We start from the raw sequence: 15,073 nt of genomic DNA on the forward strand, positions 1-15,073 counted from the left end.
GCGTTTTCACCGGGCAGTCTTGTCGAGTTCCGGGTAGTGTCGGAAGATCCCTGATTCGTTGTAGGCCAGGCGCCGCTCTGAAGTCAGATACGCGGCGATGTTCGGACGTGCGGCCACGGCGTCGTGCAACGCGGCAAGCAGCGGGTAGTGCTCGCCGAAGTGCCTGGTTGCACGCGGAAACGCATAGTGCAGGCCGTCGATCAACTGGAACATCGACAGGTCGACGTAGGTCAGCTTGTCGCCGACCAGATGCGCGTCGCTCTGGTAGTTCTGCGTGATCACGCGCTCGAAGTAGTGCATGAATTTGGGGATCCGGTTGTCGATGAAATCGTGGGCGCGGACCTTCGCGGCGTCCTTCTGGTCCTCGTAGTAGAGGCCCGAGGCGAGCGGGTGATGGGTGTCGTGAACCTCGGTGACGACGTCGGCGATCGTCAGTTGCAGACCGTTGGCGACGTAGCGCAGGCCTTCGTCGGCGGGTGCGAGGCCGAGCTTCGGGCCGAGGTAGAACAGGATGTTGGCGGTCTGCGAGATCAGCAGATTGCCGTCGCGCAGGAACGGTGGCGCGAACGGCGGGCAGGCTTCGCGCTTGCTGTTCAGCAGGGCCAGCATGGCGCCGGTGCCGAGGCCCTGGGCTTCATTGCCGCGCGCCACTTCGATGTAGTCGGCGCGCGCTTCCTCGAGGGCGAGCCGCACGAATTCGCCGCGGCCCTGCAAACTGTCCCAATAGTAGAGTTCATAGCTCATCGATCGATCCTTTTTCGGTTGATTTCGCTGCTTCCGGCTGACCCATCCCGACTGCCTGCACGGTCAGTATGCCGTGCGGGCGCGTCGCGTTGTGCACAGACATGCGCAAAGCCCCGCACACGGCGGGGCTCGCAGCAAGGGGCGGTCCCTGGCTGGGCGGGTGAGCCCGGGCAGATCAACCGGCATGCATCAACCCGGACGCATCAACCCAGCAAGCGCTGCACCGCCCAGGTGATGCCCAAACCGCCGCCGATCAGCCACACATACAGGATCAGCCCGGTGGTCAGCGCCCGCGGACCGGCCTCGCGAATCTGCGAAATGCGGGTTTCGATACCGAGCGCGGTCATGGCCATGGTCAGTGCGAAGGTGTCGAGTGTGTTGAGCGTTTGCGTGGCCGCTTCGGGCAACACGTGCAGCGAATTCACCACCACGAAACCGAGGAAGCCGAGCGCGAACCAGGGAATCGCCAGCTTGCGCGGCGTATGCGGGGCGGCGCCTGGCGTGCCGTTTTGCGAGCCCGCGGCACCGCCGCGCGCCGGCCGGTTGATCCACACGCCGATCACGAGCAGCACCGGCACCAGCAGCATCACGCGCGTCATCTTGACGATGGTGGCGATGTGCTCCGCCTCCGGGCTGACGTTGCTGGCCGCGCCGACCACCTGAGCCACTTCGTGGATCGTGCCGCCGAAAAACAGGCCCGCGCCGATCGTATCCAGATGCAGCCAGCCGGCCTTGAACAGAATCGGGTAGAGGAACATCGACAGGGTGCCGAACAGCACCACGCTGCCGACCGCCATGGCGCTCTTGTGCGGCTTCGATTGCAGCGTCGATTCGAAGGCGAGGACGGCCGCCGCGCCGCAGATCGCACTGCCGGCGGCGGTGAGCAAGGCCGTATCGCGATCGAGCTTCATCAGCTTCATGCCGGCCCAGGTGCCGATGACGAGCGTGCTGACCACCACCAGCACCGATTCGGCCAGTCCCGGCAAGCCGACCTGGGCGATTTCCTGCAGGCTGACGCGCAGGCCGAAGAACGCCACGGCGATGCGCAACAGCTTGCGCGCCGAGAAGTTGACGCCGGCCGCCCAGCTCGCGGGCATGCCGTCGCGCAGCGCGTTGCCATACAGCGCACCGGCGACGATGCCGACGATCAAAGGGCTGAGGCCGAGGCCGGCGATAGCGGGCACGGCCGCGATGCGGGTCACGGCGGCGGCGAACAGGGCGACGAACAGGATGCCGTTGAGCTGTCCGCGGGTGGTGGAGACGGCGTGCTGGGGCGCGGCGTGAAGTTGGGCGGTGGACATGATCTTCGCCTGCAAGGCGGTTCTGATGGGATGGGCTAATCCTAATTTAGATATATCGATATGAAAAATCGTCATTTATGACCTAAACTATCTGCTGAACCGATATTTGTGCCCCATGACCCCTGATCAGCTTATAACCTTCGCCGCCGTCGCCGAGCATCGCAACATCAGCCGGGCCGCGGTCGCCTTGCACCTGTCGCAACCGGCGGTGTCGGGGCAATTGCGCCAGTTGCAGGACGAGTTCGGCGAGCCGCTGTATCAGCGCGACGGCCGCGGCGTGCGGCTGACCCCCGCGGGCGAGCAGCTCGCCAGTTATGCGACGCGACTGCGCGACACCTGGCGGCAGGCCCACGCCTACCGCGATGCGCTGCGCGGACTCGAGAGCGGCACGCTGCGGGTCGGCGCGAGCACCACGCCCGCCAGCTATCTGCTGCCGTACCTGATTGCGGGGTTTCACCGCCGCTATCCGGACGTGACGCTGCATACGACGGACGGCAATACGGCCGATATCGTCGGCGCGCTGGCTTCGCTCGATATCGCGATGGTCGAAGGGCCGGTGGGCGTGGATCTGCCACCGGATACGGCCGTGCAGCCGTGGCGGGAGGATGAGATCGTGGCGATCATGCCGCGCAGCCATCCGCTTGCGCAGACGGTGGAGGCGGGCGCGGCGGCTGGCCGGGTCGAACTGGCGGCGCTCGGCGATCATCCTTTGGTGCTGCGCGAGGCCGGGTCGGGCGTGCGTCAGATGGTCGAGCGGGCGTTCGCGCGCGCCGGCGTGCCAATGCGCGTCGCGCTCGAGATTGCCGGGGTCGAAGGGGTGAAGGAGGCGGTGCGCGCGGGCATGGGGATCGGCTTCGTGTCGGCGATGTCGATGCGCCACGAGAGCGGCGCGCTGTGCCTGTTCTCGCTCAGTCCGGAGCCGTTGACGCGGCGTTTCTCGATCCTGATTCCACATGCGAGCGCGCCGTCGCGGGTGGTCGAGCGGTTTCTGGCATTGACGGCGGGCGACGCGGACTGATGTCTCGCAGCCAAAGCCGCTTCAGGGATTTCCACTATGGCGCGGCGGGCTACTCGAAGCGCATTATCCAGCCATCGAAGCGCGTCGGCGCTTTTTTTAAACAATTAAATGGAACCGGTTCCATTGGTCGGGAAGCGGGACAACGAAAGGTGATTTCGACATGTCCGAAGTAGTGATCGTCGCGAGTGCTTTCGGTGCGGACGCCATCCGGCGCGACGGCCATGAGGCGTGGCTGGAGATGGTGGCGCGCTCGGGCGCGACGGCGTTCGAGGTGCGGCGCGAGCTGTTTGCGTCTGAGGCGCAGGCCGGTTTGCCGGCCTTGCGCACGCTGGGCGAAGCGATCGCTGCGCACGGCATGTGGTCGGTTTACTCGACGCCCGCAACCCTCTACACGGCAGTGGGCGAGCTCGATGAAGCCGCGCTGCGGCTCGCACTCGATGAAGCAGCAGCGCTCGGCGCGCGTTTCGTCAAGCTGCAACTGGGCGGGTTTGGCAGCGATGCCCACGCCAACGGCGCAACAATCGCCGCCTGCGTGCGTGGATCCACCGCGCGTCTGGTGATCGAAAACGGGCAGTTGCGCGAAGGCGGCCTGATCGCGCAGTTCGCGGGCCTGTTCGAGGCTTTGGAACGCGAGGGCTGCGCGGCTGCGCTCGGCATGACCTTCGATATCGGCAACTGGCAGTGGCCAGGCGTTGCGCCACGCGATGCCGCCCGGCAGCTTGCCGCGCATGTCGAATACATCCACTGCAAGGCCGTGGTGGGCGAGGGCGCGCGGCGCTTTGCGGCGGCTCCGGCGGCTGACGATCCGCTGTGCGCCGACGTGCTGCAACTGCTGCCGCGCGAGGTGCCGCGCGGCATCGAATTCCCGTTCGATCCGAGTCGCGTTGCCGCGGACGCCGCGCACTACGTGGCATGGCTGGCCGCGGCCTAGCGACTTGTCGACGAGCGCCGGACAACCAAGTCGTCCGCGACCAAACGCGAACCGAACGCCAACCAGACGCCAACCAGACGCCAACCAGACGCCAACCAGACGCCAACCAGACGCGAGCCGGACGAACCGGCAGCATCATGAACCCGCTTGATCAGGAGAGCAGATGAATCCGACACTCGATGTCATCACCTACGGCGAGGCCATGGCGATGTTCGTCGCCGCCGAAACAGGACCGCTCGCCGGCGTCGGGCAATTCACGAAGCGCGTCGCCGGCGCCGATCTGAATGTGGCGATCGGCCTCGCGCGGCTCGGCTTCAAGGTGGGCTGGATGAGCCGGGTCGGCAACGATTCGTTCGGCCAGTTCGTGCGCGAAACACTGAACCGCGAAGGGATCGACCAGCAGCGCGTCGTTACCGACGAGCGCTATCCCACCGGTTTTCAGCTCAAGTCGAAAAACGACGACGGCAGCGACCCGGCGGTCGAGTACTTCCGCAAAGGCTCGGCGGCGAGCCATCTGTCGCCGGACGACTACGCGTCGTCCTACGTGTTGCCGGCGCGGCATCTGCATCTGACCGGCGTTGCGCCGGCGATTTCCGCCTCGTCGCGCGAACTGGCTTTCCTGCTGGCGCGCGAAATGCGGGCAGCGGGCAAAACGATCTCGTTCGATCCGAACCTGCGCCCGACGCTCTGGCCTTCGCGGGCGGCGATGGTCGAAGGTCTGAACGCGCTGGCCGAACTGGCGGACTGGGTGCTGCCGGGCATCGGCGAAGGCGAGATTCTCACCGGCTATACGAAGCCTGAAGATATCGCGCGCTTCTATCTGGAGCGCGGCGCGCGTGGCGTGATCGTCAAGCTCGGCGCCCGTGGTGCGTATTTCCGTACGGCGGACGACGCGGGCGTGGTCGCCGCGCAGCCGGTCGCGAAGGTGGTCGACACGGTGGGGGCCGGCGATGGTTTTGCGGTCGGCGTCGTCAGTGCGCTGCTCGAAGGGCGGACCTTGCCGGAAGCGGTGGCGCGCGGCAATCGTATCGGCGCGCTGGCGATCCAGGTGATCGGCGACTCCGAAGGCCTGCCGACCCGCGCCGAACTCGATGCATTGGAACACGCCGACGCTTGCGCGTCCGGCGTAGCAGGGGTTCATGGAAAGATGCCGGAGACGCTGGCGTAGATAGCCACCCTCTTGCTTGAGACTGGAATGGGACTGGAGGAGACAACCATGACCTCATCGCTTGCGATTCGCCGCTGGTGGACGATCATGCCGATCGTATTCATCACCTACAGCCTCGCGTACCTCGACCGCGCGAACTTCGGCTTCGCGGCCGCGGCCGGGATCAATCAGGATCTCGGCATCAGCAAGGGCCTCGCGTCGCTGATCGGCGCGCTGTTCTTTCTCGGTTATTTCTTCTTCCAGATTCCCGGCGCGATCTACGCGGAACGCCGCAGCGTCAAGAAGCTGGTGTTCTGGAGCCTGATCCTGTGGGGCGGCTGCGCATCGCTGACGGGCATCGTCAGCAATATTCCGTCGCTGATGGTGATCCGCTTCCTGCTCGGCGTGGTCGAAGCGGCCGTGATGCCGGCCATGCTCGTCTTTATCAGCAACTGGTTCACCAAACGCGAGCGCTCGCGCGCCAATACCTTCCTGATTCTCGGCAACCCGGTGACGGTCCTGTGGATGTCGGTGGTGTCGGGCTATCTGGTGCATTCGTTCGGCTGGCGCCACATGTTCATCGCCGAAGGTGCGCCCGCCATCCTCTGGGCCGTCTGCTGGTGGTTCATCGTGCAGGACAAGCCGGCTCAGGTGTCGTGGCTCACGCAGCAGCAAAAGGACGACCTCGCCGAGACGCTGCGCGCCGAACAGGCCACCATCAAACCGGTGCGCAACTATGGCGAAGCCTTCCGTTCGGCAGCGGTGATCAAACTCTGCGCGCAGTATTTCTGCTGGAGCATTGGCGTGTACGGATTCGTGCTGTGGCTGCCTTCCATCCTGAAGAACAGTTCGACGCTCGGCATGGTGGAAACCGGCTGGCTCTCGGCGCTGCCGTATCTCGCCGCGACGCTCGCGATGCTGGCGGCGTCGTGGGCATCGGATAAACTGAATCGTCGCAAGGTCTTTGTCTGGCCGTTTCTGCTGATCGGCGCGGTGGCGTTTGCCGCCTCCTATGCAATCGGCCCGACGCATTTCTGGATCTCGTATGCGCTGCTGGTCGTCGCCGGCGCGGCGATGTACGCGCCCTACGGACCGTTCTTCGCGATCGTGCCGGAACTGCTGCCGAAGAACGTCGCCGGCGGTGCGATGGCCCTGATCAACGGCATGGGCGCGCTGGGCTCGTTCGTCGGCTCGTATGTGGTCGGCTATCTGAACGGAGCAACCGGCTCGCCCGCTGCATCGTATGGTTTCATGAGCGCGGCGCTGGTCGCCGCGGTGATTCTGACGCTGGCTGTGAAGCCGCAACCGTCGGCCTCGGCCAGGCTCGTCGCTACTCCATTGCAAGGAAAATAAGCTGATGAAAAAGATTGTCGCCTACAAGCCGCTGCCCGACGATGTGCTCGCGTATCTGCACAAGCACGTCGAGGTCGTACAGGCCGATGCCGCGCAACATGACGCGTTCGTCGCGGCGCTCAGGGACGCGGACGGCGCGATCGGCGCCAGCGTGAAGATCACGCCCGCCATGCTCGACGGCGCGACGAAGCTCAAGGCGTTGTCCACCATCTCGGTGGGCTTCGACAATTTCGACGTGCCCGATCTCACGCAGCGCGGCATCGTGCTCGCGCATACGCCGGACGTGCTGACAGAATCGACGGCGGACACGGTGTTCTCGCTGATTCTCGCCACGGCGCGGCGGGTGGTCGAACTGGCCGATTGGGTGAAGGCCGGACAATGGCAGGGCAGCGTCGGTCCGGCGCAATTCGGCGTCGAGGTGCAGGGCAAGACGCTCGGCATCGTCGGGCTGGGGCGGATTGGCGGCGCGGTGGCGCGGCGTGCCGCGCTCGGTTTCAACATGCAGGTGCTCTACACCAACCGTAGCCCGAACCCGCAGGCGGAACACGCCTACGGTGCGCGCCGCGTCGAGCTCGCCGAGTTGCTGGCGAGCGCCGATTTCGTCTGCCTGCAGGTGCCGCTCACGCCCGAGACGCAGCATCTGATCGGCGCGGCCGAACTGCGTGCGATGAAGAAGAGCGCGATCCTGATCAACGCCTCGCGCGGCGCGACGGTCGACGAAGCGGCGCTGATCGAAGCGTTGCGGAACGGCACGATCCACGCCGCCGGTCTCGACGTGTTCGAAACCGAACCGCTGCCGGTCGACTCGCCGCTGCTGTCGTTGCCCAACGTGGTGGCGCTGCCGCACATCGGCTCGGCGACCCACGAGACGCGCCATGCGATGGCGTTGAACGCAGCCGAGAACCTGGTGGCCGCGCTCGACGGAACGCTGACGCGCAACGTCGTGAACCGCGACGTCCTGCGCAAGTAAAAATGAAAGTGAGCCCGCCGTGACCAACCCGCACAACGTCGCCCCGCGCCGCGCCACCATCACCGACGTGGCGCGCGAAGCCGGCACCGGCAAGACCAGCATTTCGCGCTATCTGAACGGCGAGTTGAGCGTGTTGTCGCCGGAACTGCGCGCACGCATCGAGGCGGCAATCGAGCGGCTCGACTATCAGCCCAATCAGATGGCGCGCGGTCTGAAGCGCGGCCGCAACCGGCTGATCGGCATGCTGGTCGCGGACCTGACCAACCCGTATTCGGTCGAAGTGCTGCAGGGCGTCGAAGCGGCTTGTCAGGCGCTCGGCTACATGCCGCTGATCTGCCATGCGGCCAACGAAGTGGAGATGGAGCGCCGCTATCTGCAACTGCTGACCACCTACCGGGTGGAAGGCGTGATCGTCAATGCGCTTGGCGTGCGCGAAGAAACCTTGCGGCCGGTGGGCGAGGGCGGCATTCCGGCGGTGCTGGTGGACCGGATGGTGGACGGACTGGTCGCCGATATGGTCGGGCTCGACAATACGGCGGCGGTCGAACTGGCCACGCATCATCTGCTCGAGCGCGGTTTCGACGATATCTGGTTCGTCGTGCAGCCGTTCGAGCGGGTCAGTTCGCGCCGCTTGCGCGAAGCGGCGTTTCGTGCGGCGATCGGCGGCCAGGCGCGCGCTCGCGGCCATACGGTGGTGCTGGAACTGGGCGATGCGGCGGCGCTCGAACAGACGCTCGCCGAACTGGATCGCGCGGTGGATGCGGCTTTCGAGGTGTCGCCCGGTGTGACGCTTCACCTCGCAGCGGGCGCGGCTCCGGACGTGACGCCTGGTGTGAGCGTCGATCTCGCACACGGTACCCGGTCCGACGCGAATCCGAGCCTTGTCCCCGGCGCCGCGCAAGCGACCGGCACGCGGCGTGTCGCGCTGTTCGCGGCCAATGCCCCGGTCGCGCTCTGTCTCGCCCGGCATCTGAATGCGCGTCATGGCGCACGCTGGCAGGAGCGCATCGCGCTCCTCTCCGTCGACGACCCCGAATGGGCCGAATTCGCCGGCATCACGACGATCCGTCAGCCAACCTATCAGATCGGCTACCGCGCGGTGGAGTTTCTCCACGAGCGTATCGACGGGGTGGAGTCGGCTGCTCGCGACTGCCTGCTGCCCGGCGAATTGATCGTGCGCGCGTCAACTTCGCGCTGATCTGCGATCATTCGGGCTGCGGCGCGCAGCGGGTGCGCGCCGGTCATCGCAAGGAAACCCATGGTCGTTGCACCCCTCACGCTTACCTGTCTCGCCCTCGCGACGCTGTTCGTCGCCCTTTTACCGATTGTGCTGTTCCGGCGCCTGCGCCGTCCCTTAGGCCTGAACGGCCGCGATACGATCGCGGGCATCGCCGTGTTTGCGCTGTGCGCCATGGTGATCGAACGCGCGGTGAACGGCTTCGTGCTGCATCAGAACGAGACCACCGCCGCGTGGCTGTCGCATCCGCTGAACTTCGTCATCTACGGTGCGTTGATTGCCGGCGTTTGCCAGGAGGTGGGGCGTTTCGTCGCGATGCGCCTGATGTGGCGACGGGCGACAGCGAGTCCTACGAGTGCCACGCCGCCCGGCATGGTGGCCGGCAAGACGGCGAGCAGGATAGTCCGCAAAGCGCCCCCCACCTCGACCGGCGACAGCACCGCGCTCGGCTACGGCATCGGCCATGGCGGCGCCGAGGCATGGATTGTCGGCGTGCTGGTTGAGATACAGTGGATCGTGTTTGCCGTGGTGGAAAACCGCGGCCAGCTCGATAGCTATCTGGACAACGTCCCGGTCGACTCGATGATGCGTATCCACCTGATTCTCGCCACCTTGTCGCCGCAGATGGCGGGCATTTTCGTGCTGGAGCGGGTGGCGTCGCTGGTGCTGCAGATCGGCTTGTCAGTGTTGATGTGGCGCGGCATACGAGCCGGCTGGCGCGGGATTCTGCCGTTGGCGATCGTGGCGCATGCGCTCGTCGAAGGACCCGCCGCGCTGTTTCAGGCCAAGCTCGTGCCGCTCTACGCGGTGGACGGCCTGTATGCGCTGCTGGCGCTGATCGTGGCCGGCGTGCTGGTCAGGATGTTCCGTCGCGAGGCGCAAGCGACCCAGGCCCGGACCCCCACCCGGGCCTGAAGCGGACCTGAGCACGCAGCACAAACCCTCTGGCGATTTTCAACTTTCGGTCCATCAAAATGGAAGCCTACCAATACGACTGCGCGAGCCCCGACTTCGAAGAGCTGGCGCGAGTCATCAGCGACCTGTTTCCCGAGCAGACGCAATTCATCCAGCGTGCGGCCGAGGATGGCACGCCGACCCTGGCGGTGCACTGGGTGGCGATGCGCTTCGGCGCGGCGGCACGCCGCATTACGGTGACGGTGGTGATGACGCCCGCAGTGCTGGCGCGTTACCGGGCAATGCCGGCGCGGCAGCGCGGGCGCAGCTTTGCGGTGTTGCGCGCCTATGTCGAAGCGACCATCGGCTCGCTGGAAGAGCAGTACGCGAACGGCGAGGCGGTGCCGCGCGAAGTCACGATCGAACTCGACGAACAGTTCGCGTGAATTCGCGGCAAAGCCGGGGCGGCGGCTTGCCGCCCTGGGGCGCTGTTGACTTGCGCACCGCGCAACCTCATTCCACCGTTCGATACACCTTGGCAAAGCGCGCCGCCTGCACGACGCCATAGTCGCCCGGCGCGTATTGCATGACCCAGTCGCCGGCCGTGCCTCGCAGCACGTCGCCGCCGGCCGCGGAGCGCGCCAGCGAGAACGGCTCGGTCATCTGCCGCGCCAGCACGACCGCCGGACGGTTCCGGTAGGGGCCTGGTTCGCCGTGGATGAGCGCGGCTTCGGCGGGGACGTACTTCGCATCGAAGCGATCGCGCGACACCACCCAGCGGTCGCCGGTCGAGCCTGTCACCAGCGCATCGCGCGGCGCATAGCGATTCGGGCCTTCGAGGCTCATCAGTTCGCCAGCGCCGGCGGCGAATTCGACCAGCACGGTTTCATCCTTGACGACACGTTGAGCGGCCGCGTCGGAACGCAGGTCGAGGTTCTTGAGTTCGATCATGAAGCGGGGTGCCGATAAGGTAAGAGCCGAATAATGCGAGAAGCATAAAGCACAACGCCTGCCGGTGAGGGCAGGCGTTGGAGGGAGCTTACCGGAAGCGTCCGGATCTCGCAGGGGAGCTCACCGCTTCACTGTCTTACTGCGGCGCCTTACCGTGCTTCTTGCCGCCGTTATGCGGTCCTTGATGGAAGGTCTGATCGGCCAGCTTCTTCTGGTCCGGCGAGAGGCTGCTGTAGAGCGGCTCGAACGCATCGACCAGCTTCTTCATGCCGTCGGCATGCGCCTGGGCGATGGTTGCGTATTGCTTCATGTCGTCGAGTGCCGACTGGGCGCCCGCATCCTGACGCTGTTTGAACAGTGCGCCCATGGTCTCGCCGTTGCTGCGCATGACGTCTGCGAAAGCGTTCCACTGCGGTTCCTGCGCCGGGGTGATCTTGAGCTGCGAGTGCAGATAGGCAATGCGGTCTTCGACGTTGCGTTCGTGCTTGCCCGCTGCTGCGGACGCTGCGGCAGGCGCCGAGGCCGGTGCGGCGGTCTGTGCGAAGGCGCCGCTCATGGCGAGCGTGGAAGCCAGGATTACCAGTGCTTTTTTCATCGAAACTCCTGATGTTCGTTCGTATTCGGATACAGCGCAAATAGCGCGTGGTCGAGGCGCGGGTCATGCAGATGGCGTCTTGCCTGTCGGCCGGTCCGAATGCCCGCTTTGCCAAGCTCGCTATTAGTATCACGATATCCCTACAATGCGTCTACGTTGCGACAAACGCTTACAACCGAAACGAACAGGAAACGCGGGTGGACAAACTGGTCAGCATGGAGATCTTCGTGGCCGTGGTCGAGGCAGGCAGCCTGACGGCCGCAGCGGAGCGCTTCGATATTTCGTCGGCAATGGTTGGTAAACATATTCGCTCGCTGGAGACGCGGCTCGCCACCCGGCTGCTGACGCGGACGACGCGCCGTCAAAGTCTGACGGAGATTGGTCGTCAGTACTACGAGCAGTGTCGGCGCATTCTGCTTGATGTGAAGGAGGCCGAGTCGCTTGCGGAGGCGATGACCGCGGCGCCACGCGGCGTGCTGAAAGTGACGGTGCCGCTGACCTATGGCGTCGAAGTGTTCGCGCCGGCGATGACCGACTACCTGAACGCATGGCCGGACGTGAGTCTCGAACTCGATCTGTCGAACCGGGTGATCGATCTCGTCGAAGAGAGTTTCGATGCGGCCGTGCGGATCGGCAGGCTGGCGGATTCAAGCTTTGTCGCGCGGCCGCTGAAACCTTACCGGATGCGGGCGTGTGCGTCCCCCGAGTATCTGGCGCGAGCCGGCACGCCGCGCACGCCGGCCGATCTGGCGCAGCACGAGTGCCTCGGTTTTTTGCATTGGGGCCGCGAGGGCGTATGGCGCCTGAACGGCGACGCGCAAGGCGAGAGTCCGTTACGGGCCGGCCGGTTTCGCGCGAACAACGGGCAGGCGCTCAAGGTGGCGGCGTTGCGCGGCTTCGGTCTGGTGTTGCAGCCGGAGGCGTTGCTCGCGAAAGAGATTGCCCGCGGCGAGCTGGTGTCGGTGCTCGAGGACTATCTGCCGCCGGGCGCGCCCGTGCATCTGATCTACCCGCGCGACCGCCGCGCCACGCCGAAGCTGACGAGCTTCATTGACTTCGTGATCGAACGGTTTGGGGCGTGATGGGATAATCCGCTGCACGCTGTTCAACCTTTTGAAAAAAGATTGCCTTCGATGAGACCACCGCGCCTCGATCAACTCGACGACCTCGACCGCAACCTCGTTGCGCTGCTGCAGGTCAATGCGCGCGAAAGCGTGGCCGACCTTGCGCGCCAACTCGGCGTAGCGCGCACGACGGTGATCGCGCGCATTGCGCGGCTCGAACGCACCAACGTCATTGCCGGCTACAGCGTGCGACTTGGCCAGGATGTGCTCGATGCGAGCATCTATGCTTATGTGGGCATCATCATTGCGCCGAAGCATGGACCGGATGTGCAGAAGCGCCTCGGCAAGATGCCCGAGGTGCAGTTGCTGTGCGCGGTGAGCGGCGAGTTCGATTACGTCGCATGGCTGCGCGCGGATTCGCCGGACAGGCTCAATGACCTGCTCGATCAGATCGGCACGCTGGAGGGCGTCGAGAGAACCACGACGTCGATCATTCTGGCGCGCAAGATCGATCGGGGGATGATTGGGGGGTGAGGGGAGAGGCGGGCAGAAGTCGCTATTGCCGCTCACTTTCACCCCGCCGTTTACACCGCTTTTATGCATTTTCGACGATTTGACGTCTGGCATCGTCATATCGTCGAAATAGCTGGTCATAGCGCAGCACTTTGCGCCTATAAACTGTTTTTGCTTCTCCCTAAACTGTGTCGCAAGGGTTCAGCCTTCAGCAATGCGCAGCGCCAGGCGCCGCGCACTTCCGAAGCTGCAGACATACACAGAACAAGGAGAAGCATATGAAAGTTGCCATCGTTGGCGCAGGTTTGATCGGTCACACCATCGCTCATATGCTGCGCGAAACCGGGGACTACGAAGTCGTCGCGTTCGACCGCGATCAGGCGGCGCTCGACAAGCTCGCCGAGCAAGGCATCCCGACCCGCCGCGTGGACTCCGCCGACGCCGCCGCGCTGCGCGCCGCCGTCCAAGGTTTCGACGCGCTGGTCAATGCGCTGCCGTACTACCTGGCCGTGAACGTCGCGACCGCGGCCAAGGGCGCCGGGGTTCATTACTTCGACCTGACCGAAGACGTGCGCGCCACCACCGCGATCCGCGCGATCGCCGACGAATCCGATCACGCGTTCATGCCGCAATGCGGTCTGGCGCCGGGCTTTATCGGCATCGCCGCGCATGAACTGGCGAACCGCTTCACGGAAATCCGCGACGTCAAGATGCGCGTCGGCGCGCTGCCGGAATTCCCGACCAATGCGCTGAAGTACAACCTGACGTGGAGCGTCGACGGCCTGATCAACGAATACTGCCAGCCGTGCGAAGCAATCCGCGATAGTCGTACGCAATGGGTGCAGCCGCTCGAAGGGCTCGAGCACTTCTCGCTCGACGGCACCGAATATGAAGCCTTCAACACCTCCGGCGGCCTCGGCACGTTGTGCGAGACCCTGGCAGGCCGCGTCGAAACGCTCGACTACAAATCGGTTCGCTATCCGGGCCATCGCGAACTGATGAAGTTCCTGCTGGAGGACCTGCGCCTCGCGACCGATCGCGACAACCTCAAGGCGATCATGCGCCGTTCGGTGCCGTCGACCGCGCAGGACGTCGTGCTCGTCTTCATCACCGTGACGGGGATGCGCGACGGTCAACTGGTGGAGGAAGTATTCACGCGCAAGATCTTCGCGAAGACGGTCTGCGGTGTGCCGATGAGCGCAATCCAGATCACCACGGCAGGCGCCATGTGCGCCGTGCTGGATCTGTTCCGCGAGAAGAAGTTGCCGCAGCGCGGGTTCGTGCGTCAGGAGCAGGTGTCGCTGCGCGATTTCCTCGCGAACCGCTTCGGTCAGTTGTATGAAGGGCAGTCGCTCGACGCGATGGCGACGGTTTGAGCCGTGCGCTCACGAGTCTGTCCGAGGGCCGTGAGGGAGTAGTCGGCAGGAGGCAGGAAGGAACGGCCCCGTAGAGGGCTGTCAGGGCGCCCCCGTTTATCGGGGGCGCCCTGTTTTTGCAGTTGCAGTTGTGCGCCTAAGCCGGCGGTGCCGGTGGCGGCCGGTCCACAACGCTGCTACGCACCCACGATCCGCGCCAGCAGCGCATCGTAGTCCTGCGTATCCGGCGCGGTATTGTCGAACTTCAACAGGCCCACGCTGCTTTCGGCACTGGGCACGAAACGGCGTTGCCGGTATTCGTCCCAATGAGCGAGCTTGTAGGCATCGTTCGGATCGCCTCGTTCGAGGATCCGTTGACGCGCCGTCTCTTCCGACGTGCTCACCCAGACCACGCGAATCTCGACATCGTCACCCACACCCAGCCACGCCCGATCGAACAGTTTGCGCTCGCGCACTTCACGCGAGAGCGGCGCGACGACCAGCGCCCCGATGCCGAGTGCGAGGTTGTCCCGCGCGGTATCGATCAGGCCGCGGTACTCCGGGTCGCGCAGATGCTGAAGGAAGAGGGGGCTGTCGCGGTCGTTGGGATCGCTGGTCAGCAGTCCCATCGCGGCGGCGCTGTAGCCGCCGTATAGCGTGTCTTTGTCGAGCAGGCAGAACGCGCTGCCGGCTGCCGTCATCAACGGGGCGATCAGCCGTCTGGCGAGAGTGGTCTTGCCCGTGCCTGCATGTCCGCAGATAAAAACCAGGTACGTCACAAATGCTTGTCTCCGCTCGCGACAACCGGGCTGGCAGCCGGGTCGTTCGGCACCGCGTCACGGCTGAACGTGCCGCTCGCTTCGAGCCACATCACGTTGATGATCCCAAAGCCGAGCGCCACGCCGATACCGAGAATCCAGCTGAAGTACCACATTGCAGTCTCCTTGATCGAAGTCGGGGATACTCGATGCAGCGTGCATCGGCTCGTGGGTGAAGCCAG

Annotated in this window: 17 protein-coding genes; 11 read left to right on the forward strand and 6 right to left on the reverse strand. The window is 65.0% G+C overall.

What is annotated here, in order from left to right:
- Positions 1-6 precede the first annotated feature (6 nt).
- A complete protein-coding gene (locus tag P3T42_RS00610; RefSeq protein ID WP_429304870.1) occupies positions 7-744 on the reverse strand; it encodes a glutathione S-transferase in 738 nt (245 codons plus the stop codon).
- Between the two features lie 203 nt (positions 745-947).
- Entirely contained in the window at positions 948-2,045 is a 1,098-nt protein-coding gene (locus tag P3T42_RS00615) for a YeiH family protein (protein ID WP_074301648.1), read from the reverse strand.
- A 115-nt stretch (positions 2,046-2,160) separates the two neighbouring features.
- Here P3T42_RS00615 and P3T42_RS00620 point away from each other — a divergent pair, with 115 nt between their 5' ends.
- The 8 genes from P3T42_RS00620 (at position 2,161) to P3T42_RS00655 (ending at position 10,041) form a co-directional block, all read left to right on the forward strand.
- The gene (locus P3T42_RS00620; protein ID WP_074299419.1) at positions 2,161-3,063 is read left to right on the forward strand and encodes a LysR family transcriptional regulator; all 903 of its coding nucleotides are present in this window, start codon (positions 2,161-2,163) and stop codon (positions 3,061-3,063) included.
- A 160-nt stretch (positions 3,064-3,223) separates the two neighbouring features.
- Positions 3,224-3,994, forward strand: coding sequence for a sugar phosphate isomerase/epimerase family protein (locus P3T42_RS00625; protein WP_429304871.1), 771 nt, complete (start codon positions 3,224-3,226; stop codon positions 3,992-3,994).
- Positions 3,995-4,157: 163 nt separating this feature from the next.
- On the forward strand, positions 4,158-5,162 hold the full coding sequence (locus P3T42_RS00630; RefSeq protein ID WP_429304872.1) for a sugar kinase: 1,005 nt from the start codon (positions 4,158-4,160) through the stop codon (positions 5,160-5,162).
- Between the two features lie 48 nt (positions 5,163-5,210).
- Positions 5,211-6,494, forward strand: coding sequence for an MFS transporter (locus P3T42_RS00635; RefSeq protein ID WP_074299412.1), 1,284 nt, complete (start codon positions 5,211-5,213; stop codon positions 6,492-6,494).
- A gap of 4 nt (positions 6,495-6,498) precedes the next feature.
- On the forward strand, positions 6,499-7,464 hold the full coding sequence (locus P3T42_RS00640) for a 2-hydroxyacid dehydrogenase (protein WP_429304873.1): 966 nt from the start codon (positions 6,499-6,501) through the stop codon (positions 7,462-7,464).
- Positions 7,465-7,483: 19 nt separating this feature from the next.
- Positions 7,484-8,662, forward strand: a complete 1,179-nt coding sequence (locus tag P3T42_RS00645; protein ID WP_429304874.1) for a LacI family DNA-binding transcriptional regulator — start codon at positions 7,484-7,486, stop codon at positions 8,660-8,662.
- 60 nt (positions 8,663-8,722) lie between these two features.
- Entirely contained in the window at positions 8,723-9,616 is an 894-nt protein-coding gene (locus P3T42_RS00650) for a YhfC family intramembrane metalloprotease (RefSeq protein ID WP_429304875.1), read from the forward strand.
- Between the two features lie 59 nt (positions 9,617-9,675).
- Positions 9,676-10,041 carry a DUF3022 domain-containing protein gene (locus P3T42_RS00655; protein WP_429304876.1) on the forward strand — a complete coding sequence of 122 codons (366 nt, stop codon included), beginning with the start codon at positions 9,676-9,678 and terminating at the stop codon, positions 10,039-10,041.
- 67 nt (positions 10,042-10,108) lie between these two features.
- Here P3T42_RS00655 and P3T42_RS00660 read toward each other — a convergent pair whose 3' ends face one another.
- Entirely contained in the window at positions 10,109-10,546 is a 438-nt protein-coding gene (locus tag P3T42_RS00660) for a PGDYG domain-containing protein (protein WP_429304877.1), read from the reverse strand.
- 136 nt (positions 10,547-10,682) lie between these two features.
- Positions 10,683-11,141 carry a Spy/CpxP family protein refolding chaperone gene (locus tag P3T42_RS00665; RefSeq protein ID WP_074299399.1) on the reverse strand — a complete coding sequence of 153 codons (459 nt, stop codon included), beginning with the start codon at positions 11,139-11,141 and terminating at the stop codon, positions 10,683-10,685.
- 197 nt (positions 11,142-11,338) lie between these two features.
- On the opposite strand from P3T42_RS00665, the gene P3T42_RS00670 reads away from it, so the two are divergent.
- The 3 genes from P3T42_RS00670 to P3T42_RS00680 all read left to right on the forward strand — a co-directional run bounded on the left by P3T42_RS00670 (position 11,339) and on the right by P3T42_RS00680 (position 14,094).
- A complete protein-coding gene (locus tag P3T42_RS00670; RefSeq protein WP_074299397.1) occupies positions 11,339-12,223 on the forward strand; it encodes a LysR family transcriptional regulator in 885 nt (294 codons plus the stop codon).
- A gap of 51 nt (positions 12,224-12,274) precedes the next feature.
- The gene (locus P3T42_RS00675; protein WP_429304878.1) at positions 12,275-12,739 is read left to right on the forward strand and encodes an Lrp/AsnC family transcriptional regulator; all 465 of its coding nucleotides are present in this window, start codon (positions 12,275-12,277) and stop codon (positions 12,737-12,739) included.
- Between the two features lie 257 nt (positions 12,740-12,996).
- A complete protein-coding gene (locus tag P3T42_RS00680) occupies positions 12,997-14,094 on the forward strand; it encodes a saccharopine dehydrogenase family protein (protein WP_074299393.1) in 1,098 nt (365 codons plus the stop codon).
- Between the two features lie 176 nt (positions 14,095-14,270).
- On the opposite strand, the gene P3T42_RS00685 is transcribed toward P3T42_RS00680, so the two are convergent.
- Both P3T42_RS00685 and cydX read right to left on the reverse strand, forming a co-directional pair.
- Positions 14,271-14,852, reverse strand: a complete 582-nt coding sequence (locus P3T42_RS00685; RefSeq protein ID WP_429304879.1) for an AAA family ATPase — start codon at positions 14,850-14,852, stop codon at positions 14,271-14,273.
- Positions 14,849-15,007: a cytochrome bd-I oxidase subunit CydX gene (gene cydX, locus P3T42_RS00690; RefSeq protein WP_429304880.1), complete on the reverse strand. Its 159-nt coding sequence runs from the start codon at positions 15,005-15,007 to the stop codon at positions 14,849-14,851. Before cydX ends, P3T42_RS00685 begins: the two co-directional genes overlap by 4 nt.
- Positions 15,008-15,073: the final 66 nt, after the last annotated feature.

Origin of the sequence: Paraburkholderia sp. GAS38, assembly GCF_050434965.1 — a bacterium.
Classification (GTDB): Bacteria; Pseudomonadota; Gammaproteobacteria; order Burkholderiales; family Burkholderiaceae; genus Paraburkholderia; species Paraburkholderia phenazinium_A.